The organism is Altererythrobacter sp. C41, assembly GCF_016803135.1.
Lineage (GTDB): Bacteria > Pseudomonadota > Alphaproteobacteria > Sphingomonadales > Sphingomonadaceae > Pelagerythrobacter.
The window spans coordinates 1-24,349 of sequence record NZ_JAEVFE010000003.1 but is presented as its reverse complement, the minus strand read 5'-3'; the positions used below and the strand labels follow the sequence as shown (position 1 = coordinate 24,349).

Annotated in this window: 24 protein-coding genes; 13 read left to right on the top strand and 11 right to left on the bottom strand. The window is 64.5% G+C overall.

Features of this window, described 5'->3' with window-relative positions:
• The first annotated feature begins 68 nt into the window (after positions 1-68).
• Together JNO53_RS07075 and JNO53_RS07070 are read left to right on the top strand one after the other, a co-directional pair.
• The gene (locus tag JNO53_RS07075; protein WP_203109122.1) at positions 69-1,547 is read left to right on the top strand and encodes a UxaA family hydrolase; all 1,479 of its coding nucleotides are present in this window, start codon (positions 69-71) and stop codon (positions 1,545-1,547) included.
• A gap of 94 nt (positions 1,548-1,641) precedes the next feature.
• A complete protein-coding gene (locus JNO53_RS07070) occupies positions 1,642-2,457 on the top strand; it encodes a 2-keto-4-pentenoate hydratase (RefSeq protein ID WP_203109706.1) in 816 nt (271 codons plus the stop codon).
• Between the two features lie 42 nt (positions 2,458-2,499).
• Here JNO53_RS07070 and JNO53_RS07065 read toward each other — a convergent pair whose 3' ends face one another.
• The 5 genes from JNO53_RS07065 to JNO53_RS07045 form a co-directional block, all read right to left on the bottom strand.
• Positions 2,500-3,027 carry a hypothetical protein gene (locus tag JNO53_RS07065; protein ID WP_203109120.1) on the bottom strand — a complete coding sequence of 176 codons (528 nt, stop codon included), beginning with the start codon at positions 3,025-3,027 and terminating at the stop codon, positions 2,500-2,502.
• Between the two features lie 10 nt (positions 3,028-3,037).
• The gene (locus tag JNO53_RS07060) at positions 3,038-4,318 is read right to left on the bottom strand and encodes a TRAP transporter large permease subunit (RefSeq protein WP_203109118.1); all 1,281 of its coding nucleotides are present in this window, start codon (positions 4,316-4,318) and stop codon (positions 3,038-3,040) included.
• The gene (locus JNO53_RS07055; RefSeq protein WP_203109116.1) at positions 4,309-4,818 is read right to left on the bottom strand and encodes a TRAP transporter small permease; all 510 of its coding nucleotides are present in this window, start codon (positions 4,816-4,818) and stop codon (positions 4,309-4,311) included. Before JNO53_RS07055 ends, JNO53_RS07060 begins: the two co-directional genes overlap by 10 nt.
• Positions 4,811-5,803, bottom strand: a complete 993-nt coding sequence (locus JNO53_RS07050; protein ID WP_238401732.1) for a TRAP transporter substrate-binding protein — start codon at positions 5,801-5,803, stop codon at positions 4,811-4,813. Before JNO53_RS07050 ends, JNO53_RS07055 begins: the two co-directional genes overlap by 8 nt.
• Before the next feature lie 277 nt (positions 5,804-6,080).
• Positions 6,081-7,253 (bottom strand): Gfo/Idh/MocA family protein, encoded by a 1,173-nt coding sequence (locus JNO53_RS07045; protein ID WP_203109114.1) that lies wholly within the window; start codon positions 7,251-7,253, stop codon positions 6,081-6,083.
• Between the two features lie 97 nt (positions 7,254-7,350).
• On the opposite strand from JNO53_RS07045, the gene JNO53_RS07040 reads away from it, so the two are divergent.
• From JNO53_RS07040 to JNO53_RS07000, 9 genes are read left to right on the top strand one after another with little or no spacing between them, the layout of a single operon-like run.
• Positions 7,351-7,743 (top strand): c-type cytochrome, encoded by a 393-nt coding sequence (locus JNO53_RS07040; RefSeq protein WP_203109112.1) that lies wholly within the window; start codon positions 7,351-7,353, stop codon positions 7,741-7,743.
• A gap of 20 nt (positions 7,744-7,763) precedes the next feature.
• Positions 7,764-8,807: a sugar phosphate isomerase/epimerase family protein gene (locus tag JNO53_RS07035; RefSeq protein ID WP_203109110.1), complete on the top strand. Its 1,044-nt coding sequence runs from the start codon at positions 7,764-7,766 to the stop codon at positions 8,805-8,807.
• Between the two features lie 54 nt (positions 8,808-8,861).
• Positions 8,862-10,163, top strand: coding sequence for an MFS transporter (locus tag JNO53_RS07030; RefSeq protein WP_203109108.1), 1,302 nt, complete (start codon positions 8,862-8,864; stop codon positions 10,161-10,163).
• Positions 10,160-11,074: a TIM barrel protein gene (locus JNO53_RS07025; protein ID WP_203109106.1), complete on the top strand. Its 915-nt coding sequence runs from the start codon at positions 10,160-10,162 to the stop codon at positions 11,072-11,074. Before JNO53_RS07030 ends, JNO53_RS07025 begins: the two co-directional genes overlap by 4 nt.
• 11 nt (positions 11,075-11,085) lie before the next feature.
• Positions 11,086-11,913: a 3-keto-disaccharide hydrolase gene (locus tag JNO53_RS07020; RefSeq protein ID WP_338015318.1), complete on the top strand. Its 828-nt coding sequence runs from the start codon at positions 11,086-11,088 to the stop codon at positions 11,911-11,913.
• Positions 11,910-12,467, top strand: coding sequence for a gluconate 2-dehydrogenase subunit 3 family protein (locus JNO53_RS07015; protein WP_203109102.1), 558 nt, complete (start codon positions 11,910-11,912; stop codon positions 12,465-12,467). Before JNO53_RS07020 ends, JNO53_RS07015 begins: the two co-directional genes overlap by 4 nt.
• 17 nt (positions 12,468-12,484) lie before the next feature.
• Positions 12,485-13,306 (top strand): sugar phosphate isomerase/epimerase family protein, encoded by an 822-nt coding sequence (locus JNO53_RS07010; protein WP_238401731.1) that lies wholly within the window; start codon positions 12,485-12,487, stop codon positions 13,304-13,306.
• Between the two features lie 25 nt (positions 13,307-13,331).
• A complete protein-coding gene (locus tag JNO53_RS07005; protein ID WP_203109098.1) occupies positions 13,332-15,014 on the top strand; it encodes a GMC family oxidoreductase in 1,683 nt (560 codons plus the stop codon).
• A 13-nt stretch (positions 15,015-15,027) separates the two neighbouring features.
• A complete protein-coding gene (locus JNO53_RS07000) occupies positions 15,028-16,278 on the top strand; it encodes an FG-GAP repeat domain-containing protein (protein ID WP_203109096.1) in 1,251 nt (416 codons plus the stop codon).
• Between the two features lie 18 nt (positions 16,279-16,296).
• Here JNO53_RS07000 and JNO53_RS06995 read toward each other — a convergent pair whose 3' ends face one another.
• From JNO53_RS06995 to JNO53_RS06980, 4 genes are all read right to left on the bottom strand, one after another.
• Positions 16,297-16,659: a hypothetical protein gene (locus tag JNO53_RS06995; protein WP_203109094.1), complete on the bottom strand. Its 363-nt coding sequence runs from the start codon at positions 16,657-16,659 to the stop codon at positions 16,297-16,299.
• A gap of 89 nt (positions 16,660-16,748) precedes the next feature.
• The gene (locus JNO53_RS06990; RefSeq protein ID WP_203109092.1) at positions 16,749-17,276 is read right to left on the bottom strand and encodes a phage tail protein; all 528 of its coding nucleotides are present in this window, start codon (positions 17,274-17,276) and stop codon (positions 16,749-16,751) included.
• 13 nt (positions 17,277-17,289) lie between these two features.
• Entirely contained in the window at positions 17,290-17,805 is a 516-nt protein-coding gene (locus tag JNO53_RS06985; RefSeq protein ID WP_203109091.1) for a phage tail protein, read from the bottom strand.
• Between the two features lie 10 nt (positions 17,806-17,815).
• Positions 17,816-18,313, bottom strand: coding sequence for a phage tail protein (locus JNO53_RS06980; protein ID WP_203109089.1), 498 nt, complete (start codon positions 18,311-18,313; stop codon positions 17,816-17,818).
• Positions 18,314-18,519: 206 nt separating this feature from the next.
• On the opposite strand from JNO53_RS06980, the gene JNO53_RS06975 reads away from it, so the two are divergent.
• Together JNO53_RS06975 and JNO53_RS06970 are read left to right on the top strand one after the other, a co-directional pair.
• Positions 18,520-18,951 carry a DUF6916 family protein gene (locus tag JNO53_RS06975; RefSeq protein ID WP_203109087.1) on the top strand — a complete coding sequence of 144 codons (432 nt, stop codon included), beginning with the start codon at positions 18,520-18,522 and terminating at the stop codon, positions 18,949-18,951.
• Between the two features lie 4 nt (positions 18,952-18,955).
• On the top strand, positions 18,956-19,459 hold the full coding sequence (locus tag JNO53_RS06970; protein WP_203109085.1) for a GNAT family N-acetyltransferase: 504 nt from the start codon (positions 18,956-18,958) through the stop codon (positions 19,457-19,459).
• Here the strand turns inward: JNO53_RS06970 and JNO53_RS06965 are convergent.
• Positions 19,456-19,746 (bottom strand): DUF6916 family protein, encoded by a 291-nt coding sequence (locus JNO53_RS06965; protein ID WP_203109083.1) that lies wholly within the window; start codon positions 19,744-19,746, stop codon positions 19,456-19,458. The genes JNO53_RS06970 and JNO53_RS06965 overlap by 4 nt on opposite strands.
• Positions 19,747-19,832: 86 nt before the next feature.
• On the bottom strand, positions 19,833-24,347 hold the full coding sequence (locus JNO53_RS06960) for a beta strand repeat-containing protein (RefSeq protein ID WP_338015317.1): 4,515 nt from the start codon (positions 24,345-24,347) through the stop codon (positions 19,833-19,835).
• Positions 24,348-24,349 lie beyond the last annotated feature (2 nt).

The window sequence follows — 24,349 nt, the reverse complement described above, 5'->3', positions numbered from 1 at the left end:
GATCGGGGGTGCGCATACACTGACACCGGTTTCCAGGTATGCAAGCTCCATTCTCACCTTCCGCAGACATGCCACCGCTGCTGCATCTCCATCCGCGCGACGACGTCGCGGTGGCTCTGCGGCCGATTGCGGCGGGGACGGCGTTATCTGCGGGCGGGCGGAGCGTCGTCGCGGCAGAAGCGGTGCCGCCTGGTCACAAAATCGCACTGACCAGCATCGCGGCGGGCACGGACGTGTACAAGTTCGGCTGGCCGATCGGGCGCACGACGGCGGATATCGCGCCCGGCGCGCACGTCCACACGCACAATGTCGAAACCCGGCTCGCGGGCGTCGAAGGCTACACGTACGATCCGGTGCGGCATGAGCCGCTGCCCTCCACCGGCGCGGAGTTCCTCGGTTATCGCCGGACCGACGGACGGGTGGGCACCCGCAACGAGATCTGGATCCTGCCCACGGTCGGCTGTGTCGGCCGCACGTCGGAGCGGATCGCAAGCATCGCCGCGGCGCGCCACGACAGAACGGTCGACGGCATCCACGCCTTCTCCCATCCGCACGGCTGCTCGCAGCTAGGCAGCGATCTCGAGGGCACCCGCGCGCTCGTCGCCGCCCTTGCCTGTCACCCCAACGCAGGCGGCGTGCTGCTGGTCGGGCTCGGATGCGAGTCGAATCAATTAGACGATCTCGTCGCCGCGATACCGGAGCCGCTGCGTGACCGCGTGCGTACGCTCCGGGCGCAGGGGGTGAAGGACGAAGTCGAGGAAGGTCTCGCGCTGGTCGGCGAACTCGTTGCCGAAGCTTCGCGCGCCGAGCGACGCCCGACACCGATCGGCGAACTCGTTCTCGGTCTTAAGTGCGGCGGTTCCGACGGGTTCAGCGGCCTGACCGCAAACCCGCTCGTCGGTCGCATGGCGGACATGGTCGTGGGGTCCGGCGGATCGGCGATCCTGACCGAAATCCCGGAGATCTTCGGGGCCGAACACCTGCTGATGGCCCGCGCCCGCGATGCCGAGGTGTTCGACCGCATCGCCGCGCTCGTGAACGACTTCAAGCGCTACTTCCTTGAAAGCGGGCAGCCGGTCTCGGAGAACCCATCCCCGGGCAATCTCGCCGGCGGGATCACGACGCTTGAGGAAAAATCGCTCGGCGCGGTGCAGAAGGCCGGTCAGTCCCTGATCGACGACGTGCTCCGTTACGGCGAACGCGTGCGGCGCCAAGGGCTGACCCTACTGGAAGCGCCCGGTAACGACGCGGTCTCTTCCACCGCACTTGCCGCCGCAGGTGCGACCCTGATCCTGTTCACGACCGGCCGCGGCACCCCGCTCGGATTTCCGGCACCGACGGTGAAGATCGCATCGAACTCGGACCTGGCGGCCCGCAAGCCAGGGTGGATCGACTTCGACGCCGGAGGTGTGTTGGCGAACGGCCTCGACCTGGCCGCAACCGCGCTGCTCGACCGAATCCTCGCGCTCGCTTCGGGCGAACCGACCGCGTCCGAGCGCAACGACGAGCGCGAAATCGCGATCTGGAAGCGCGGCGTGACGCTCTGACGGCCGGCTCGTCCTAAAGCATAAAGGAGCGGACTTTGGTCAGCATAGAAAAACATAGAGCGTGGTTGCTTATGACACCGGTTTCCAATATCAAATGGAAGAAGTTCTTCAGGGGTTTGACGTGACGTTGGTGAATGACGATGCCGCGGCCATTGCCAGCCGCTTTCTCGCGGCGCGGCGGACAGCGGACGGGCTGAGTGATTATCCGGGCGCACTTCCCGATACGCTGGCCGCGGCCTATGCGATCCAGGACCAGGCCATTGCCGAGTGGTCTCACCCGATCATCGGCTGGAAAGTGGGCCGGATCATGCCCCCGCTAAGCGAACGCTTTCAAGCCGACCGCCTCACCGGTCCGATCTTCATCAGACGGGATGATGGTCAGGACATGCCCATCTTCGCCAAGGGGTTTGCAGCGGGTGAGGCCGAGTTCCTGCTGCGCGTCGGGACCACGCCGCCAGCGGGGAAGACCAGTTTCACACTGGAGGAAGCGGCGGATCTCATCGACGTCGTACATGTGGGCATCGAGATCGCGAGCTCTCCGCTGGGGGCGATCAACGACATCGGGCCAATGGCGGTCATATCGGATTTCGGCAACAACAACGGCTTGGTGATCGGGGCCGCCATTCCGAACTGGCGCGACAGCGGGTTCGAGGAATGGGACGTCCGGACGCTTATCGATGGCGAAGAAGTCGGGACCGGCCAAGCCTCCTCTTTCCCCGACGGAGCGATAGGCTCCGCTCGCTTCCTGTTCGAGCTGATGGCCGAGCGTGGGATTGCTCTCATGCCGGGCCAGTGGATCTCGAGCGGCGCCGTGACCGGCGTTCACGATGCCCGTCCGGGCCAGACGGTCGCAGCGCGATTCAATGACTATTCCGTTGAATGCCGACTGGTCGAAGCACAGCCAGAGTAATTTCCCGGCAAGGAGTCACCGAGGCGCCAGTCGGCGGCTCGTCTAATGCTTCCATTCGCGGGTCAGCAGATCGGCACTCTCGCCGTTCCATTTTACTTCGATCTTGCGTCCCTGCGGATCATTGCCATCCGGCCCATACAACTCGTAGATCACCAGGCCGTCCGTCTGCACGCTTTCGATGATGCGAGTGGACACAAATGCGGCGTCATAGGCTACCAGTGCCTCGCGGACCGGCAGCGGCGTCTCCGCCAAGGCGATGTCGCGCTGGGTCTCGACCACACGCCACCGCTCTCCCTCCTGCATGATATCGAATTCGATTTCGGTTCCGTCGGACAGTGTACCGCCAATATCGTAGTAGGAGCGCCCGTCCCGCGTTTCGGCTTCCGCCTCGCGGATGGTGAACCCGTCGCGGGCAGCATTCGCCGCGGCGAGAACCTCGGCAGGAACATCTGCCACGGGCACGTCGCGCTTGCCCGAAGTCGCTACCGTGACCGGATCCGCAGGCGTGTCCGACGGGCCGGAACAGGCCGTAGCGGCCGACAGCAGCAGGATCGAATATGCGCGGGACATCGCCTTCTCCTCATTCGAAATAGGCGGGTAGCGCCAGAGAGATTTCCGGAATGTATGTGATCAGCATCAGCGCGAGGACGAGTGCGCCGTAGAACGGCCAAATCGTCTTCACCGTCCGTTCAACCGGAATTTTGCCGATCGCGGAGCTCACGAACAGGACGGAGCCCACGGGCGGAGTCACCAACCCGATACCGAGGTTGAGCATCAGGATGATGCCGAAATGCACGGGATCGATTCCCAGGGGCATCAGCATGGGGAGGAAGATCGGCGTCGTGATCACGATCAGTGGCGCCATGTCCATGAACGTGCCCAGCAGGAGCAGGATAACATTGACGATCAGCAGGATCAGGATCGGATTGTCGGTTATGAACCCGATCAGATTCGCCAGTTCGGCAGGCACCTCGAGGATCGCCAGTGCGAACCCGAAGCCCGTGGCGGAGGCGATAATGAGGAGCACCATCGCGGTCGTCTTCACCGACTGGATGGCAGCCGCCATGAACTCCGCCAGCCCGAGCGTCCGATAGACCAACGCTCCGACCAGAATAGTGTAGATGACCGCGATCGCAGAACTTTCCGTCGCGGTGAAGATGCCGCTCAGGATCCCGCCCATGATGATGATCGCCGTGAGCAGGCCTGGCAGAGCGTAGACGGCTGCGTGCAGGAACGGTCGCCAACCGGGGAAGATGCCACGCGGATAGCCCCTCCGTCGCGCCACCAGATAGGTGACAATCATGAGCAGAAGCCCGGTAAGGATGCCCGGAAAGACGCCGGCAAGGAACAGATCGCCGATGGAGACGCCGGTACCAGAGGCCGCGGCATAGATGATCATGTTGTGCGAGGGCGGGATCAATAGACCGACGATCGCGCCCGTCGCCGTCACGTTCACCGCATAGTCGGTGTCGTACCCCTTCTCCTTCATCAGCGGGACGAGCGTGGAACCCATGGCGGAGGCGCAAGCGATGGCCGAGCCGGACACCGCACCGAACAGCATCGATGCACCAACGTTCACCTGCCCCAGCCCGCCTCGCGTGCGGCCGAACGTCGCCTCGGCTACTTGCACTAGCCGGGTCGCTATCCCGGCACGGTACATGAGGTCCCCGGCGAAGATGAAGAAAGGAATGGCCATCAGACTGAAGACGCTGATGCCCGCTGCCATCCGTTGAAATACGACCACCAGCGGCAGATCGATCGCGAGAAAAGCCGCGATCGTCGCGCCGAGGAGAGCGAAAGCAACCGGCACGCCAATTAGCAGCAGCGCCAATAGCGTGAGGAAGAGGATTGCTAGCTCCACTGGCCGTCCTCCACATCCGCGCTCTCCTCGCCTCGGCCATCCTCAATGATCAGTTCCACCGCGAACAGGGCCATCAGCACGCCCGACAGGGGGAGCGGCAGGTAGGCAACGCCGCGCGGCAGTCCCAGGGTAGGGATCACGTGGCTCCAGGTCCGCGCGACGAGTTCTCCGCCCCAAATGAACAGGGCGATCCCACTCACCCCCACGATCATGTGCGCGATCAGGCTCAGCATGCGGCGACCCGACGGCTTCAGCGCCGACTGGACGGCAAGGATGCGGATGTGAAAACCCTCGCGCACGCCCGCGGCGGCGGCGAAGAACACGTACCAGATCATGAGGACCAGCGCTAACTGCTCCGCCCACGAGGGACTGTCGTTCAGCACGAAACGTCCAAACACCTGCCAACCGATGATCGCCGTCATTACGATCAACCCCACCGCACCGGCATGGAGCAGGGCAGTGCTGGCCGCCCTGTTCACCCGTTTCAATCCATCAAGCATTGCCATCCCCCATCGCCAGCACCGCGCGCATGATTTCCTTCTGCCCGTCGCTCGTGACGAAACTTTCCCAAACCGCGTGCATCTTCTGCCGGAAGGGTCGGGGATCGACTTCGTTCACCCGGACGCCGTCCGCGACCAGCATTTCCTCGGCAGCCGCAACCCGTGCATCCCATAGGCCGCGCATGTAGGGTACCGACTCGCGCGCACTCTCCATCACGATCTCCCGATCCGCGGCAGCGAGGTTGTCCCAGCTGACCTTCGACATCAGCAGAACTTCGGGCGCCATGACGTGGCGCGTCAGGCTGTAGTAGGGCGCGACTTCATAGTGCCGCCCGCTCTCGTAGGAAGGCCAGTTGTTCTCCGCCCCGTCGATCACGCCTTGGACGAGGCCCTGGTAAACCTCACCGATGTCCATCGGGGTCGGGTCGGCCCCAAGGTTGCGGATCATCGCCACGTAGAGATCGGAATTCTGGACCCGGATCTTCAGGCCTTGCATATCGGCAGGGCGTTCGATCGGTCCTCGCGTGTTGTAGAACGACCGTGCACCGGAATCGTAGAAGCAGAGACCGATCATGTCGTGCGGCACGAGCGAGGCGAGCACGCGCTCCCCCGGCGTCGCATCCAGCACCCGTCGCAGATGGGCCTCGCTATCGAACAGGAAGGGCAGCGAAAAGATCGTGGTCAGAGGTTCGATCGAGTTGAGCGGCGCGAGGTTGACGCGGTTGAAATCGAGACCGCCGAAGCTGGTAATCTCCAACGTATCGCGTTCTGCGCCAAGCTGACCGCTCGGAAAGAGCTTGATCTGGAGCCGGCCCCCGCTGCGCTGCTCTACGAGATCGCCGAAGTACCGAAAGGCCCGTACTGTCGGATAATCGGCGGGATGGGTATCAGTACCGAACAGCGTCGATCGCCCGCCCCTATCGCACCCCGCGAGTCCTGCGGCGAGCGCCCCGCCGACAAACATGCGCCGGCTGACTCTCAACATTCGGCCTCGCGGCTGGAAACCTTGCACGCGCTTGCGCTCACGACCCTCACCTCTCCCAGCTTTGCCGCATCTTGTGGCGGCCACTTGGGCAAGGTTTTACACATTATGACACCGGTTACCAGAACGAATTTTCGTATACCGAATCCGATCGTGAAAAGGCCGACCCTCGAGCGACTGGTTAGGCCGCAAGTATTGCGGGGCATGAAGAACGTGAAGGCGGGCGTGAAGAAACGGCCGCGGTCAGCCGGTCACCATCGCTGGGCTCGGATCACCCGGATCAGCCGGGATTTTCGGCGAGCGAGGTCCACTTGGCCTCCCCCGCGCTGTTCTCGATCATGGCTTCGACGAAAGCCATCGTCCGCAGGCCGTCATGGATACCTGGAAACCAGGTGGCCGCGCCGGGCGATGGCGGACTCGCGGCGTCTGCGCGCAATGTACGGCCGAAGCTGCGGTAGAGGTTGGCGAAGGCTTCGATATAGCCCTCGGGGTGGCCGGCAGGGACGCGAAGGCGCGTCATCGTCGATGAGTCGAGACCGGCGCCGCCCGCGCGGACAATCTCTGCCGGCCGGTCGAGCCAGCGCAGCGTCAGCGTGTTCGGCTCCATCTGCGACCAGTCGAGGCCGCCCTTTTCGCCATGGATACGCAGGCGGAGCCCGTTCTCGTCGCCTGCAGCGACCTGGCTGGCCTTGAGCACGCCGCGCGCACCGCCTCCGAAGCGCAGCAACGCGGCGACGTCGTCGTCGAGGCGACGGCCCGGCACATGGGCGGTCAGGTCCGCGCTCAGTTGCTCGACCTTCAGTCCTGAAACGTGTTCGGCAAGCTGAAACGCGTGCGTGCCGATGTCGCCCAGGCAGCCGCCCAGGCCTGCCCGCGCGGGATCGGTGCGCCATTCCGCCTGCTTGTTGCCGTCGCGGTCGATCGGCTCGCTCAGCCAGCCTTGCGAGTATTCCACCTGCACCAGGCGGATCGCACCGAAATCGCCCCGCGCCACGCGCACGCGCGCCTCCTCGATCAGAGGATAGCCGCTATAGGTAAAGGCGAGACCGTAGAGCTTGCCGCTGCGCGCGACGGCCTCCGCGATCGCCCGCGCCTCGGCAAGGTTCAGCGCCATCGGCTTTTCGGACATGACGTGAAAACCGGCGTCGAGCGCGGCGATCGCCATCGGGGCGTGGAGGTGATTCGGCGTTACGATCGCCAGCGCTTCCATCCGCTGGTCCTCCGGCAGCGCTGCTTCCGCCGCCAGCAGTGCGTCGAGGGTGGCATAGGCCCGCGCCGGATCGAGGCCGAGCGCGTCCGCGCTCCGCCGATTGCGTTCCGGGTCGCTGCTGAATGCGCCGCAGACCAACGCAAAGTCGCCGTCGAGCGCCGCTGCCATCCGGTGAACCGCGCCGATGAAAGCGCCCTCTCCGCCCCCGGCCATGCCATAGCGAATTTTCGGCTGCGCGCTCATCCCATTCTCCACTTTCTTAATTCCGAAAAATGATTGCATAATTCGTTTGTGAACGGTTACATGCCTCTACCGGCTGTTTCCAGACGGGAGAGGATAAATGAAGTTTCTTATGGGCCTCCCTCCGGTGGCCGCGATTTTGATCGCCCTGGCGCTGACGCCTTCGACTCAAGTGCGGGCGGACCCTGCCCCCAATGCCGGCGCCCAGGCCTTTGCCGCCTGCCGCGCCTGTCATACTCTGAACGCGGGCGGAAAGAGCGCCATGGGTCCCAATCTGCACGGCCTGTTCGGCCGGCAGGCGGGCTCCGTGCCGGGGTTCAACTATAGCCCCGCGCTCAAGGCGTCGAAGATCCGCTGGGACGAGAAGACCCTCAACGAGTATCTGGCCGCGCCGACCAAGAAGGTCCCCGGCACGCGGATGTTCGTCAAGGTTGCCGATCCGGCCCGCCGTGCTGCACTGATCGCCTATCTCAAGGCCGAAACGGCCAAGTGATTCGGAAGGGGGGCGGCGGCATGAAGGGCCCGGCAGTTTTTCTCGCGCAGTTCATGAGCGACTCCGCGCCGTTCGACACGCTGCCTTCTGCCGCCCGCTGGATGGCCGAGGCCGGCTATGTCGGCATTCAGGTTCCCACCACCGACAGCCGCTGCATCGACTTGCGCCTGGCGGCCGAAAGCCAGGACTACTGCGACGAACTCGCCGGCACCTGCCGCGAGGCGGGGGTCGAGATCACCGAGCTGTCGACCCATTTGCAGGGCCAGCTGGTCGCGGTTCACCCGGCCTACGATGTGGCATTCGACGGCTTCGCGCCCGAGGCGGTGCGGGGCAAGCCGGCCGAGCGACAGGCATGGGCCGTGGAGCAGCTCCATCTCGCCGCCAAGGCGAGCCGCCGGCTGGGCCTCGAGGCGCATGCCACGTTCTCGGGCGCGCTGGCCTGGCCTTACCTGTATCCCTGGCCGCAGCGTCCCGCCGGGCTGGTCGAAGAAGCGTTTGCCGAGCTCGCCAAGCGGTGGCGACCGATCCTCGATGCGTTCGAGGAAGAAGGCGTCGATCTCGCCTACGAGATCCATCCGGGCGAAGATCTGCACGACGGCGTGACGTTCGAACGCTTCCTCGCAGCCGTCGACGATCACCCGCGCGCCAGCATTCTCTACGATCCCAGCCACTACGTCCTGCAGGCGCTCGACTATCTCGAGTTCATCGACATCTATCACGAGCGCATTCGGATGTTTCACGTCAAGGATGCGGAGCTCAACCCGAACGGACGCTCGGGCGTCTACGGCGGATATCAGGACTGGGTGAACCGGCCGGGTCGCTTCCGCTCGCTCGGCGACGGGCAGGTGGATTTCTCGGGCATCTTCTCGAAGCTCACGCAGTATGGCTACGACGGCTGGGCGGTGCTGGAATGGGAGTGCTGCCTGAAGCACCCCGAGGACGGGGCCCGCGAAGGCGCGCCGTTCATCGCCGCACACATGATCCGCCAGCCCGAACGCGCGTTCGACGATTTCGCCGCGGGCAGCGACCCCGCGCTCAATCGTGCGCTGCTGGGACTGGATTGAGGATCCGGCCGAACAGGCCGGAACGATAAGAACTGGGAAGGGAGGGCGCGCCAGATGGCCGCGACGTTGAATAAGGGAAGGCTGTTCTGGCTGGGCGTCCTCGCCCTGTTTACGGCGGCCTCCAGCCTCGCGATCCGCGGTGCGATCGCCAGCGGGCTCAAGGCCGAGTGGATCGATCCGATCGCCCCCCTGCAGGCCGGCGAACTGCTTGCCGCCGCGCTGGGCGCGGCGTTCCTCAGCTTCGCGATCACCCTGTTCGTTGCCAGCGCCCTGCTGGACCAGATCGGCATGAAGGGGTGCCTGCTTGGTGCCGGGCTTTGCTTCCTCGTCGGTCCGCTGCTGATCATCACTGCGGGCGATATCGCGACCGGTATGACCGTCTATACGCTGGTCTGGCTCGGCATGCTTCTCAGCGGCATCGGCTGGGGGCTGACAGAGGCGGCGATCAACCCGCTGACGGCGCAGCTCTACCCCGAAGATACGACCCACCGGCTCAACGTGCTGCATGCCTGGTTTCCCGGCGGGATCATCGTCGGCGGACTGGCCGGCTTCTTCCTCTCCGCCACCTTGCCGTGGCAAGGCATCATGGCGCTGGTGATGATCCCCGCCCTGGCGACGGTCGTGATCGCGGCGACCACGACCTTCCCGCCGCCCCTGCGCAGCGAAAGCGGCGTGACGTTCGGCGAGATGGTGAGCGAGGTGTTCCGCCGCCCCAGCTTCTTCATCTGGTTCGGCGCCATGTTCCTGACCGCCGCGTCCGAACTCGCCCCCGGCCAGTGGATCGACGTCGCGCTGTCGAACCGGGTCGGTATGCGCGGCATCCTGCTGCTGGTCTACGTCAACGCGCTGATGTTCGTGTTCCGCCATTTCGCGGGTCGGCTGGCCAACAAGATCTCCAATCCGGGGCTGCTCTGGGTCTCCAGCCTGCTCGCCGCGATCGGGCTGTTCATGTTGAGCCAGGCGCAATCGCCGGCGGCGGCGATCCTCGCCTCGACCGTCTGGGGGCTCGGCGTGTGCGTGATGTGGCCGACGATGCTCGCCTCGGTCGCCGAACGTTATCCGCGCGGCGGATCGTGGGCCCTGGGCCTGGTCGGGTCGGCCGGCGCCCTCGCCAGCTTCTTCGTCCTGCCCCGGCTGGGCGCGATGTTCGACGAGGCCAAGATCGAATTCGCCGGCGGCCCCGAAGCATTCGCCCGGCTGACCGGTGCGGCGAAGCTGGCGGTCGAGGACGCGGCCGCATCGGTCTCGTTCCAGCGCCTGGCGATCCTGCCGGTGATCCTGCTGGCGGTGTTCGGCTTCATCTGGCTGCGCGAGCGCGGCAAGTCGCGAGCGGCGCTCGCAGGTAGAGCAGCGTGAACCTGTCGCGCCGCACGGTGCTGGTCGGCGGCGCGGCTGTCACTGCCGCCGCCGCAGCGACTACGGGCAGCGGCGCATCGGCGCAGAACGCCGCCCGCTTCTCGCTCGGCTACGCGCCGCACGAGGGCAGCTTCAAGAGTCGCGGCAACCGGCTCGAGCAGATCGCCTATGCCGCCGACATGGGCTTCACCGCCTGGGAGGATAACGAGGCGGCGGGCCGCTCGGTCGCCGAACAGACGGCGATGGCACGCGCGCTGCAGCGGCGCGGCATGACCATGGGTGTGTTCGTCGCGAGCATGCCGCGGTGGAGCGAGTTCCGCCCGGTCCTCGGCGCGGACGACGATAGCGACCGACAAGCCTTCCTCGCCGATATTCGCGCGTCGGTCGATGTTGCGAAGCGGCTCAATGCCAAGTGGATGACGGTCGTCCCCGGTTTCCTCGACCGCAAGCTGCCCGTGGAAATCCAGACCGGCCGGATCGTCGACACCATGCGCCGCGCAGCGGAGATCGTCGAACCGCACGGGCTGGTCATGGTGATGGAGCCGCTCAACACGCTGGTGAACCATCCAGGCGTTTTCCTGCGGACCATCCCGCAGGGCTTCGCGGTCGCCAGGGGTGCGGACAGCCCGGCGGTGAAGGTCCTCGCCGATCTCTACCACGAGCAGATTCAGGCGGGGAACCTGATCAACACCATGGCGGCCTGCTGGGACGAGATCGGCTATATCCAGTTCGGCGACAATCCGGGGCGCAACGAGCCCGGCACCGGCGAGATCAACTATCGCAACGTGGTCCGCTGGCTGCGCGCGAAGAACTTCGCCGGCGTAATCGGCATGGAACACGGCAATTCAATCGAAGGCCGCGCGGGCGAGGAGCGGCTGGTCGCCGCCTATCGCGCGATCGACGCGGCATGAGGAGAAAACGAGTGAGGCGTATCAATCTGGCGGCCGTGATTGCGGTCGCGACCTTGGCTGGAGGCGCTGCCATGGCGCAGGACAAACCGGGCTTCCGCGACACGCCGACGCTACCCGGCGGCGAGTGGAAAGTGCATGACGCCGACCGCCCGCACCCCGAAGTCGTGACCCCCGGGGCCACCCCCGGCGCGCCGCCGTCCGACGCGGTGGTGCTGTTCGACGGCACCTCGCTCGATGCGTGGGAGCCGACCGGCCAGCCCTGGCAGCTCGAGAACGGCGTGTTGACCGTCCCGGCCCGCGAGGAGGGAGAGGAGGCGAGCACCCTCGTCAGCAAGCAGAGCTTCGGCGACGTGCAGCTCCACCTCGAGTTCCGCTCCCCCAGCCCGCCGCAGAAGAGCTCGCAGGATCGCGGCAACAGCGGCGTGTGGTTCATGGAGCGCTACGAGGTTCAGATCCTCGACGGCTATGACAACCCGACTTATGCCGACGGCACGGTGGGCGCGATCTACGGATGGAAACCGCCGCTGGTGAACGCGTCGCGCAAGCCGGGCGAATGGCAGAGCTACGACATCGTCTTCGAACGGCCGCGTTTCGCCGCCGACGGATCGGTCGAGCGGCCCGCCTACGTCACCGTGTTCCTGAACGGCGTGCTGGTGCAGAACCGCCAGCCGTTCCTCGGCTCGACCATATGGCGCGACGTCGGGAAGTACGAAGCGCACGCCGATGCCGCGCCGATCCAGCTTCAGGATCACGATTCGCCGGTATCGTTCCGCAATATCTGGGTGCGGCCGCTGCCCGAGGCGGCATTGAGCCACGACGCGATGGGAGACCACCAGTGATCGATCGCAGAGACGCCCTCGCGGGCATCGTCGCCATGTTCGGAGCCACGCTGTTCGCGCCGATCGCGCGCGCGGCCTCGGTCCAGGTCGCGGTGATCGACACCGGCCCGCCGAGCAGCGAGGTATTCACCGCCGGCCAGCGTGCGCTGGTGAGTGCGCTGAGCGAACGGGTGATCCCCACCACCGACACACCGGGCGCGATCGCGGCGGAAGTGCCGCAGTTCATCGAGAAGCTGCTCGCCGACTGGGCCCGGCCTGAGGACAAGGAGCCGATCCTCGCCGGGCTCGACGCGATCGAGGCGCGCAGCCGGCGCGACTACAAGGTCGCCGCTGCCGACGCGACGCCCGAGCAGCAGGACGCTCTGCTGACGCTGGCGATGAACGATCAGCTTCCCGGCGGCGCGGACTTCTTCGACAAGTTCCGCCAGCTCGTCATCACCGGCTACTACACCTCCGAAATCGGCATCACGCAGGAACGCGAATACCTCCCCGTTCCGGGCAAGTACGACGGCGCTTATCCCTACGCCAGCGTCACCAAGGTCTTTTCGTCGTGAGGGCGAGCAGACGGCAGATGCTAGCCGGCGGCGTGGCCCTCGCAGCCGCCTTCGCGGCCGGACCGCTCTCGGCCCGCGCCGCCCCGGCAGCGCGGAAGATCGGCCTCCAGCTCTACACCGTGCGCGAGTTGTTCGCGCCCGATCCGATCGGCACGCTCGAGAAGGTGGCCGCGATCGGCTACCGCGAGGTCGAATATGGCGGCGGCGGGTACGAGGCGATGGACCACGCGGCGCTGCGCAAGGCGATGGACCGGCTCGGCCTCACTGCCCCCTCGATCCACGTCGGCTACGATGCGCTCGCGGGCAAGTTCGATGAAACGGTGGCCATGGCGCGCACACTGGGCGCCGACACGATCATCGTGCCGTGGATGGAGGAGAAGTTCCTCGAAGCCGCCGCCTGGCGCGGCGCAGTCGCCGACTTCAACCGCTTTGCCGAGCGGCTCAAGGCGGTGGGCCTGGGTTTCGCCTACCACAACCACGACTTCGAGTTCACGCACAAGGACGGCGATCGGACTCTGTTCGACGTTCTCCTTGCGGAGGGCGATCCCGAACTCCTCGGCATCGAGCTCGACCTGTTCTGGGCGATCAAGGCCGGACAGGACGCCAAGGCGCTGATCCGCCGCCTGCCCGGCCGGGTCTACGCCTATCACGTGAAGGACATGACCGCCGAAGGCGCGATGACCAGCGTCGGCAAGGGCGTGATCGACTTCGCCGACATCTTCACCCTGAACGATATGGCGGGCGTCAGGCATCTCTACGTCGAGAACGACCAGTCGCCGGCGCCGTACCTGCCAGACATCACCACCAGTTTCACCACGCTGAGCCGCCTCGGCGCCTGAACCGATTACGCAAGGAACATTTCTCATGGCAGCGACGGACCAATTCGACGCAATCGTCATCGGCTCGGGCGTCAGCGGGGGCTGGGCCGCGAAGGAGCTCACCGAAAAGGGGCTGCGCGTGCTGATGCTCGACCGCGGCGTGATGGTCGAGCACGGCGCGGACTACACCTACGACGGCGCACCGCCCTACGAGATTCCGGCGCGCAACATGATGCCGCGGCCGCTGGTCAAGAGCGATTACTTCATCGCTACCCACGGCTATGTCTCGCCCAGCAATCAGAAGTTCTACAACAACGACCGTCTCAATCCCTACGCCTATGACGAGGGCGAGAAGTTCTACTGGATCCGCCCCGGCGCGGTCGGCGGCAAGTCGCTGATCTGGGGTCGCTGGTCGTTCCGCTGGGCGCCCGAGGATTTCGCGGCGAACAAGCGCGAGAACGTCGGCGGGGAGTGGCCGATCGGCTACGACGACATTGCGCCCTGGTACGACTATGTCGAGAATTACGTCGGCGTCTCGGGCTCGCGCGAGAACCTGCCGCAACTGCCCGACAGTCAGTTCCAGCCGCCGATCCCGATGAACGTCGCGGAAAAGTGGGTCAAGGAACGGCTCGAGGCGTCCTCGCCGGGCCGCAAGCTGATCCACACGCGCCTCTCCAACATGACCGAAGACAAGCCGGACCAGGGCCGCAGCAAGTGCCAGTTCCGGGCCCAGTGCGGCCGCGGCTGCTCGTTCGGGGCCTATTTCTCGACCCAGGCGGTGACGCTCCCCGCGGCGCGCGCGACCGGGCTGCTGACGCTGCGGTCCGACGCGGTGGTCAGCAATCTCGAATACGATCCCGCGACCAAGCGCGTCACCGGCGTGCGCGTGGTCGATGCGAAGACGAAGCAGGCGGAGATCATCCCCGCGCGGCTGGTCTTCCTCTGCGCCTCGGCGATGGCCTCGACGCAGATCCTGATGAACTCGCGGATCCCCGGGACCGGCCGCAGTCATTTCGACAACAGCGGCACCCTCGGCCGCTACGTCATGGACCACATCTTCCGGGTCGACATCTCGGGCGATATCCCGGGCATGACCGAATATATCGAATACGGCCGGCGCCCGGGCGGGGTCTACATCCCCCGCTTCCGCAACGTCGGCGGCGAGGAGGGCATCGGCTTCCTGCGCGGCTATGGCTACCAGGGCAGCGCCTATCGCAGCCCCCTGCCGCCCGAAGGGTTCGGTGCTTCGATGAAGCACGGCATGCGCGGTTATGGGCCGTGGAGGTTCGGCATGGGCGCGTTCGGCGAATGCCTGCCCTACGAGGACAACCACGTCGCGCTCCACCCGGACAAGGTCGACCGCTTCGGGATACCCCTGATGCGCTTCAACGTGACCTTCCGCGACAACGAGCTCAAGATGATGAGCGACGCGCGGACCGAGGGCGAGAGGATGCTGCGCGCCGCGGGCTTGACCAATGTGACGAGCAACCGGCGGGAGCACGTTCCGGGCGATGCGATCCACGAAATGGGCGGCGCGCGTATGGGCGCCGATCCCCGTCAGTCGGTCCTCAACAAGTGGAGCCAGGCGCACGACGCGGCCAACCTTTTCGTGACGGACGGCGCCCAGATGGCCTCGATCTCTTGCGTGAACCCCTCGCTGACCTTCATGGCGATGACCGCGCGTGCGGCCGACTACGCGGTCAAACAATTGAAGGCCGGCGCGATCTAGCGGCGGGCGTGTCATGGGCTCACGGGCAAACGGCCGCCATCGTCCGCTTCTGTGGGCCGCCCCGCTCCTGGCCGCCGGAGCGTGCCAGGCGCAGGAGCCGGCGGACCGCCCGCCCACCGCTTTGCGCGACGTAACCGCGACCCATCTGCCGCAGGCGCCCGACCTGCATGCACTCGACATCGCGCTCGCCGACTTCGACGGCGACGGCGATCTCGATGCGGCGCTCGCGGTCGAGGGCGACGTCAACCGCCTCTACCTCAACGATGGACACGGCCGCTTCACCTGGGCCGAAGGCGCTTTTGGTCAGCGCGCGCACGACACCGAACACGTACGCGCGGCCGATTTCGATCGCGACGGCCATATCGACGTCGTCTTCGTCGCCGAGGACGACCGGACCCACCAGTTGTTCCTCGGCCGCGGCGACGGGCGCTTCGTGGACGCGAGCGATCGGCTCCCGGCGAAGAGCGAGGGCAACGGCCTCGCGGTGGGCGACGTCAACGGCGACGGCCTGCCCGACATCGTCGTCGGCAATTCGGGCGAGGAGGAAGGCGGCCGCAACTTCCTGTGGCTGAACGACCCGGCGCGTCCGGGCTGGTTCGAAGATCGCACCGACACGCACTTGCCGGCGATCGGCAACCGGGCACAGGGTGTCGCGCTCGCCGACCTCGATGGCGACGGCGATCTGGACATGGCGGTGGCGACCGAGACGCCGCCGACACGGTTGCTGATCAACGACGGCACGGGCCGCTTCACCGAGGCGTCGGACCGGCTCGATCAAGCCACGCCGCTGGAGACGCGCGAGGTCCATGTGCTCGGTGCCAACGGGGACGGAAGGCCGGATCTCCTGCTGCTCAATCTCACCAGCAATGCCGGAGAATGGGATAAGGACCCACAGGCCCGGTTGCTGGTGCAAGACGAGTCCGGGCGCTTCATCGACGAAACTGCCGACCGCCTGCCGGCCAATCGCTTCTCCAGCTGGGGCGGCGCCGTCATGGACTTCAACGGCGACGGTCATCCCGACCTCATCGTCGGTGCGATTGCCGTCCCCGGCTTCGAACCCCTCCAGGTTCGCGCCTATGCCAACGACGGCGAGGGCCGCTTCCGCGACGCCACCGCCGCCACCATCCCGAGCACGACCGTCGGCCGAAGCTGGAGCATGGCCGCAGGTGACTTGAACGGCGACGGCGCCGAGGACCTCTTCATCGGCGGCTGGGGCACGCAGGCCCGCCTGCTGCTCGGACGCACCGCGTCGGCGAGGGAATAGGGCCGCGCGGCCGTGTGATCAAACAGGCGAGTGCTGGTGCGCCGCCAGCTTCCACCCCCGCTCTCGGCGTACATAAGTCGAGCCGATCAGAGCCGCGTAGGGCTCGCCGTCGGCACGGGTCGCATCGGCACGGTAGCTGATGATGACCGCATCCTGCGTCAGTTGCAGGAACTGGCGGTGCGATATCTCGAGGTCCCGCCACCTGTTCGAAGGTGTCGCCGTCGCCGCCACATCCTCGCGCGAGTGAACGCCATGCATCTCACCTGCCTGCGGAAAGACTAGAAGGCACTGCTCATCGACATGCGCGAGAAAGTGATCCTCGCCCGCGAGCCAGAACCCTTCTTCCGTCGTATAGATATCGTCCTCGAGCGCCACGACCATCCTTCGCATCGTTTCACCAGGAACACGTGCGCTCGGCCACTGGTTCCGGATGGGCCAACCTCTTCGGGTTTTGCGTCAGTGGTGGGAGATCAAGAGCGCGGTGGGAACACGCCTTGCAGCGCGATTACGAAGTTCATCGTGAGATAGGGCATCAGGTTGTTGTGCGGCATACTGCCACCTGCAGTGGACAAGGCCTGTCCCGCCATCCCGACTGCCGCGCCCGCAGGCGGGGCATCATAGGCAGAGCCGCCCGTGCTGCGCGCGAGCGAGTGGCCCGTGGCTGCGAGACTCGCGCTGGCGGGAAAGCCGCTTGCCTGCATCGTATGGCTGTGCGCGGGAATTTCGGACTGGAGCAGCGTTACCGTCTCGGCACCGCCAATTTCTCCCTGATCACGAATAGAGAGACCAGGTCCGTGGCCGTGCATCATTGCGGCCCGACCTTGCAGGTCGGGGAGCGCGAACGTGCTCTTTCCATCGCCGCCATACATGGTTCCGAGCAATGAAAAGAGCGCCGTATTCTGGGAAATCGGCATCAGCTGGCCATTGCAGAACGCCCAGCCCGTGGGAGCGAAATTAAAGCCGACGATACGGATCTCGGCGACGAACGGATCAGCCATCGGGCAAACCTTCTCAAGTTGGCGACGGGAAAATCCCGAACAGCGAAATGATGTAACTTACGCAAAGATAAGGGTGCATGTTGTCGTGAGGCTGACTTCCGCCGATAGGCTGGACTGCATCGGCTGCCATCGCCTGATTGGCCGGCGCGGGCCGATACAGGGAAATGCCCGAGCCCGACGCGGGAATTGCACCCGCTGCTGACCCTTGGGTGCCGGTGCTTGTGGAAGCAAGCATCTGGTGGGTGTGGGTAGGAATCTGATTGACCGTGAGCGTGACTTGCTCGGCCCCGCCCGTCTCGCCGATTATATATGAAGAGCCGCCACCGCTGCCGTAGTGGAGCGCAAGCCTGCCGCGCAGGTCCGGGACCGCGAAGGTGGACTCACCGTCCCCTCCGTAGGTCGTCCCGATTACCTGAAATAGTGTTTCATTCTCGGAAATCGGGATCAGCTGGCCTTCGCAGAACAGCCAGCCTGCCGGCGCGAAGTTGCCGGCAAACATCCTGATCTCGCCAACATAAGGTTGAGCCATGTGCGCCTCGTCAGTTCTGCGAAGGGAAGATGCCTTGAAGGGCGACGACGTAATTCAGGGCCAGGTAGGGCGCCATGTTGAGATGCGCCTGGCTCCCGCCGACGCTGGAGATCGTGGCCGGCGCCAAGGCAACCACATTGGCCGGTGCGCCATAGCCGTTGTTGAAAGATGCCAGACGCCCTCCCGTGGCAATGGGAGCATCGCCGTCCGTCGTCGACGCCTGGGCGGGATGGGTATGCGTCGGCAGTTCGGGGCTGGTCAGGGTATGGGCAATCTCGCCGCCCCGCTGTCCCTGTATAAAGCCACTGCCGAGATGCATAGGCACGCGCCCTCGCAGATCCGGCAGCGCAAAATTGGTTTGTCCATTGCCCCCATACGTCGTTCCGAAGAGGGCGAACAACGCCTGGTTCTGATTGATGGGGAGCAATTGGCCATTGCACATGGCCCAGCCCTTTGGCGCGAAATTGAAGCTGGTGAGCCTAATCTCACCCAGAAACGGCTCCGCCATTACTGAATTCCCCCCTTTAATCGTCGATGCATATGACAGCCCACCAGCATCTTCCAGTAGAAAAATGTTGGGTCGCGTGAGTTCTTGGCAAGGTTGTAAGGTCATCTGCAGCCGGATTTGCAGAAAATGCTGGTAAGCGGTTTGCAGTTGGGCAAGATGCGACCACGCCGGGGTTGGGGCCCGGCCGCAATCGGGGGTATGGGGAAATGGCGTTTTCGCGGCGGATGATGATCCTTGGGCTGGCCGGCACGGCGACCGCCGGCGCAGGCTCTGCACCTCTTTTCATGAGCGTCGATGAGCTCAAGCAGAAGTTGCGTCCGACTGGGGACGGGCGCCGGGGAGTCCCGCTGGCATCGGCGACGGCCGATGACTGGTCGCTGCAGAAAGGGTCTTTCTTCACGGTCGATTCCGGCGAGGTGCTTGAACTTGTCGATGTGCGGCGATTTCCCGAACATCCCGGGCGGCCGCAGAATTTGCGGCCATCGGCATTTGTCACCACTTTTGAAGTGAAGCGCGGCGAGCCGCTTGCAGCGGCCCGAATTTACCGAATGAATCATCGCGAAGGCGGCGATTTCGACCTGCTTCTGACCCATTCCGCACCCGAGTGGCCGCGCAGAATGATTGCAGTGCTGAACTAGCGCAGTGGCTTTCGCGTTGCGGTCCGCCGCGCGGTTCGAGCTGACCTTCAGGCTCGTTGACGATCAGGATCTGCCCTTTCTTGCCCGACTTTATGCGTCGACGCGCCAGGAAGAGGTTGCGCGAACGGGCTGGCCGCCAGAGCTTCAGCAGGCCTTTCTGCAACAGCAGCACGAGGCGCAGCACGCCCACTACAAGGTAGCATTCGCGAACGCCGAATGGTCGATCGTCGAGCGAGCCGGTCAGGCGATCGGGCGCCTTTACTGGTACGAAGGGGAGACCGATCTCCACATCGTGGACATCACCCTCCTCCCGGAATTCCGGGGTGGCGGGGTGGGAGGAGCGATCCTGACCGACGTTCTCGCGCACGCCGACCGGCGCGGCAAAGGGGTCACCATCCATGTCGAGAAGAACAACCCGGCGCGAACGCTTTACGATCGGCTGGGCTTCGAGGTCATCGAAGACCGTGGCCTTTATGATCTCTTGCGGGCCACCCCGCGTCCGACTTAGTTAAAGATCGCTTCGTAGAGCGTCCCGGTGTCATCGCGGGAGATCGGCACCAGAAAGATTTCGCCGTCGAAATCCTCTCCCTGGAGCCGATAGACAGCCTGGGGGAGGACCGGTTCGCAGGGCCCCCGAAATGCGAGACGGAAAGAACCGCCGGCCCGAATTGCTCCGCCCAGGTGTTTGGCGTGTTCCAGTGTCACTTCGTGCAGATCCCCGCCCGCCTGGAGAGTGTAAGCCCTCCCTTCCCTGCCGGCAAAATCGGACCAGCCGATGCATTCGGTGTTGGACATCGAAATCAGTTCATACCTTTTTCAATGTCGCGCCTGTTACCTGCCGGATGAGCGCGACTTCGGTTTCCTGGCGCTGAGGCGGAGCGTTACAGAACCCTCGCATCCGCAAAGGAATTCTCCATCAAATCCTGCACCGGCATGTAGCTGGGGCTCGCCCAGTCGTAAGCGCCAGCAGGAAGACTTTCTTCCGAGGGCGAGTTCTCGTTCGCGGGGGGCGTGCTGCCAGCCACGCTCGCAAGCAGATCATCCATGTTCAGGCCCAGGCGATCCAGCCGATCCGGAAGACCGCCTTCAGGCGTGATCGATGAAACGCCGTCGATTTCCCGGAAATGGGAGAAGCCCTCGTCAAAGAGCTGCGCGATAAGCGGCGTGATGTCGGCAACGGGCGCATTATCTTGCCCGGACGGCGCAAACCGCGGATCGGAGGCCTCTTGGGCGTCAGGCAGATAGCGCGAGCCTGGCGCAAGGAAGCCGAACATGAGTTCACCCTCGCTACCCGGATCGTAGACGTCGTCTAGGCCGGCAACGTGACCGAGTTCATGGGTAAGGACCGTGAGGAGATCGAGCTTGCCTGCCGCACCACCATCTGCAGTCGCGACCAGTCTCCCCTCGGCGATGGCAAACTCGCCGTCCCCTTCAGGCGTTGGATCGACATACCAGCCAAAGCCCGCGCCATCGCTATCGATTCGAATACCCTCTGCAGTCCATTGGCCGAGGTAACCGCCCGGGAGATCCGCGACGGTGATCGCAACGGCCTGCATGGCGGCAATCTGTTCTTCGGTGGCTCCAGCTGCGATCCACCGCTGGATTGCCGCTTCGCGAACTGCATCGATGTCCGCCTGCGCTGCGGTGACGCCGAGCCCCGCCGGGACCTGCCCGGCAGCGACCATAAGCGGGGCCGGGAGCACGAATGCAGAACCATTGGCGAAAGTGCCTGTTTGCAAGGTGGCCACGGGCACAGCGAACGTGCCAGTCACATCGATGATGTTTCCTTCCGGCCCGGTATGGAAGGCCTCGAGCGAGGGGTCGTCATACGGTCCGCCATAGCCGGGGAAGTAGAACTGCGCGTCTGGCGAGATGTCATCAAAGGCAATGCCCGCCAACGCACCAGTCGCACCGGTCAGGTTGATGGTGTTGTCTTCGATATCGACGCCGAGCAATCCATCGTCGGTGCCGGTACCTCCCGTCTGCGCGTAGATGCCGCCAAGGGCAAATTCGCCGAGTTCGTCGATGGTATTGCCCCGAATAGCCGCTTCAAGGCGTGCGGTACCGCTGCTGTCGCCAGCGCCGTTCGAGACAAGATACACGCCAGCTCCGGACGCGATATCTCCGATGTTATTGTTTTCGATCCTGACGGAATGGCTCAACGTGCCTCCACCAGGTCCCTTTTCCACCCGTGCCAGGATCCCGTTGCCGCCGGCGCTCGATCCCGTGTCCGCCTGGCTTGCGCTGTGGACCCCGTCGTTGTTGCCGATCGTGTTGCCGAGGATCGTGCCGCTCATATGGCCAGCGGGCCCGATCGCGCTCACCAGAATGGCGTTGCCTTCAGCGCCGCGGATGCTGTTGTTCTCGATATTGTAGGTAACGCTCGGCCCAGCGCCCGTCCCCGCAGACAAGCCAAGCGAAATGCCGCCCCCACCCGACACGATGTCCTGGTGGAGATTGTGCATGGTGCTGTTGCGGATCGTAACGTTCTGCGTTGCGGTATTGCTGGCATCCACCTGAACGATGTCGCCCCGCGAGCCGGCAAAATCGACGCCGTCGATGAGGAGCGTAATATCGGACGAACCCGAACCGGTGACGAGGATGCCGTCATTGCCGCTCGTGGTCCCATTGCGTCCAATGACCGCGACGTTGTTGACACTGTCGCGAACGGTCATGTTCAGCGTACCGCTGTTGTTGACCACTCTGATGTTGTCTTCGTGGCCATCGGACAGGTTGTTGCCTTCGAACAAGGCGGTTCCGGTCAGGTTGTCGAAGCTGATCGCGCCCTCATCGGCAGCATTGCTGTTGCCGAACCCGCCATCATCAGCGTCCGCCCCATTCATGGTCGAATCGCGCAGCGTAAAATTGTTCACATTGACGCCGCGGATGCCGAAATTGGCGAAGTTGCCGGTAAAGGCCATGTTGGACAGCGAAACGTTACCCGTATTGTCGAGATAGATGCCCGAGCCCTGCGTGGCAGAGCCGTCGGTGCCACTATCGATGCTGTTGATAGTACCGCCCGAGCCGGCTGTAGATCCGGTACCGGTGATCGTGAACCCACCCGACCCGGCGTTGCGCAGGACGATGCCCGTGCTGGCGGTGCCGTCCGTCACACCCACGCTTTGGAACGTGACGCCGGCGCCTCCTATTGTGACATTGTCGATCTCGACCGCGCGGCCGGAAGCCGTTTGCACCGTATTGCCGGCGCCGGTCAGAGTCACCGTTCCGCCGCCAGTCGCGGTGAAGCCCGCCCCAGTCGTGGTGGTGATATCCAGTCCGGTGCCGGTCGACGCGAAGTTGACGGTGGCGCCCGTGTTGTTCGTCAGCGTGACGGCGGCGTTAGCGCCCGTGTTGAGCGTCGTCGCGCCATTGAAGTTGACCGTACCGCCGCTGCTGTTGGTCACGTCGATGCCGGATGCATTGACGCCGCTCGAGCTTATCGATCCGTTCTGGAAGGTGATGGTCCCTGCATCGTGTTCATTGATCACGACTGCGTTGCCGTCATTATCCGTGATGCTGCCGTTGAAGGTGATGTTGGCATTCGTCGGGATTGCCGACGTTCCGTTCACCACGAACGCATCACCTGCCGCATTGTGCGTGAGGGTCATGTTGGCAAAATTGAAGGTGCCGTTCGAACCGTTCAGAATATCAACGCCGGCGTTACCGCCGTTGAGCGTATTGGCGGAGCCATTGATGTTGTAAGTGCCATCGGCATTGTTGAACTGGAGCCCGGCTCCATTCGTTGCCGTGATATTGCCGTTGAGATCAAGCGTGCCGGAATGGCCTCCGATGACAAGTACCGTCGATCCCGCCTGAGCCTGGGTGATCGCACCGTCGTAGGTGACGTTTACGGTGCCGCCGCTGACATTGAGGTTGGCCCCAACGGTCGCATTGGCGAGCGTGCCGGTACCCAAGTCCAGGTTTCCGGCCACACCGCTGAGGGAAATATTGCTCCCACCTCCGTCTGAATTGGTCGATGTGAGGCCGGTGCCGGCGACCGTGCCGGTGGTGAGGCTGATTGCCTGGTCAACCGTGTCGATGCTGGAGTTGCCGATCGTCAACGTGCCGAAATTGGTGCCTGACAATCCGGTGGCGGTGCCGCTGCCAACAAGATTGACGCCGCTGATCGTGTTATCGCTCGCGAGTGTCACCACGACGCCGCTGGATGCGTTGATCGTGCTGTTCGACGCGCTCTGACCGATGTCGATTCCATTGACGGTGAAGGCCTGTCCATCACCGTAAAGCGTCTGGCCCTCCTCCAGCGTGATGCCGCTGGTATAAGTCCCGCCGCCGTCGGCGATGAAGATGGTATCGCCGGCACCGTCAACGTCGTCGTTGGTGCTGCCGTCGCCATTTCCGCCGTTCAGTTGCGTGAGCTGGGTATACGGGCGCAAGTATGAGCCGTCCGAGGCACCATTAGAGCCATCGTAGCCACTGTTCACGTACCAGACCTGGCCAGAGACCGTGAGATCTACAGTTCCGGTATCCGTACTGCCGTCCGCATCCATCACGGTATAGGAGAAGGAGGCAGCGCCTTGATAGCCGGTCGTCGGCGTAAACGTGTAAGTCCCGTCGCCGTTGTCGACCACCGAACCATTCGTTCCGGCGCTGACACCCGTGATGCTGAGGCTGGACGCCAATCCATCGGGATCGCTGTCGTTGCCGAGCAACTGCGCGGCGGTAAACGTGATCGGCGTGTTGCCGGTCATCGTGAATGCGTCGTCACCGGCCATGGGTGCCTCGTTGGCACCCTCGATCGTGATCGTAGCCGTCGCCGTGTCGGTCAAATCGCCGTCCGACACCGTATAGGAGAAGCTGTCGGTGCCGGTTTGGCCGGGACGCAAAGCCTCGAACTGTCCGTTCGGATCGTAGGTGTACGATCCGTCGGCATTGACGGTCAGCAGTGCACCCGACGCGAGCGTTACTTGTGATCCGACGTCTGCGGCGGAGCCATTGACCGAACCGACGGTCAGCGCACCGCCGTCGATATCGGTGTCATTGGCGAGCAGCCCGGTTGCGGCACTGACCGTCAAGGCTGAATCTTCGCTTGCGGTGCCGCTGTCGTCGTTCGCGACTGGGGCGTCGTTCACCGAATTGACCGTGAGGTTTACCGTCACCGGGGTACCGGAGTCGGTCCCGTCGTTGGCGCGGTAGGTGAAACTGTCCGTTCCGCTATAGTTCGCATCCGGCGTATAGACGAAGCTGCCGTCGGGGTTGAGCGTCAGCGTGCCGTTCGCTGGTCCGGTGACCAGCAGGGCGCTAAGCGCATCACCATCGGGATCGCTGTCATTGGCAAGAACGCCCGCCGCGGCGGCAATGGTCAGCGTATTGTCCTCATCCACCGTATAACTATCGGCAACAGCAGCGGGCGCATCGTTCGTGCCGGTGACCGTGATGG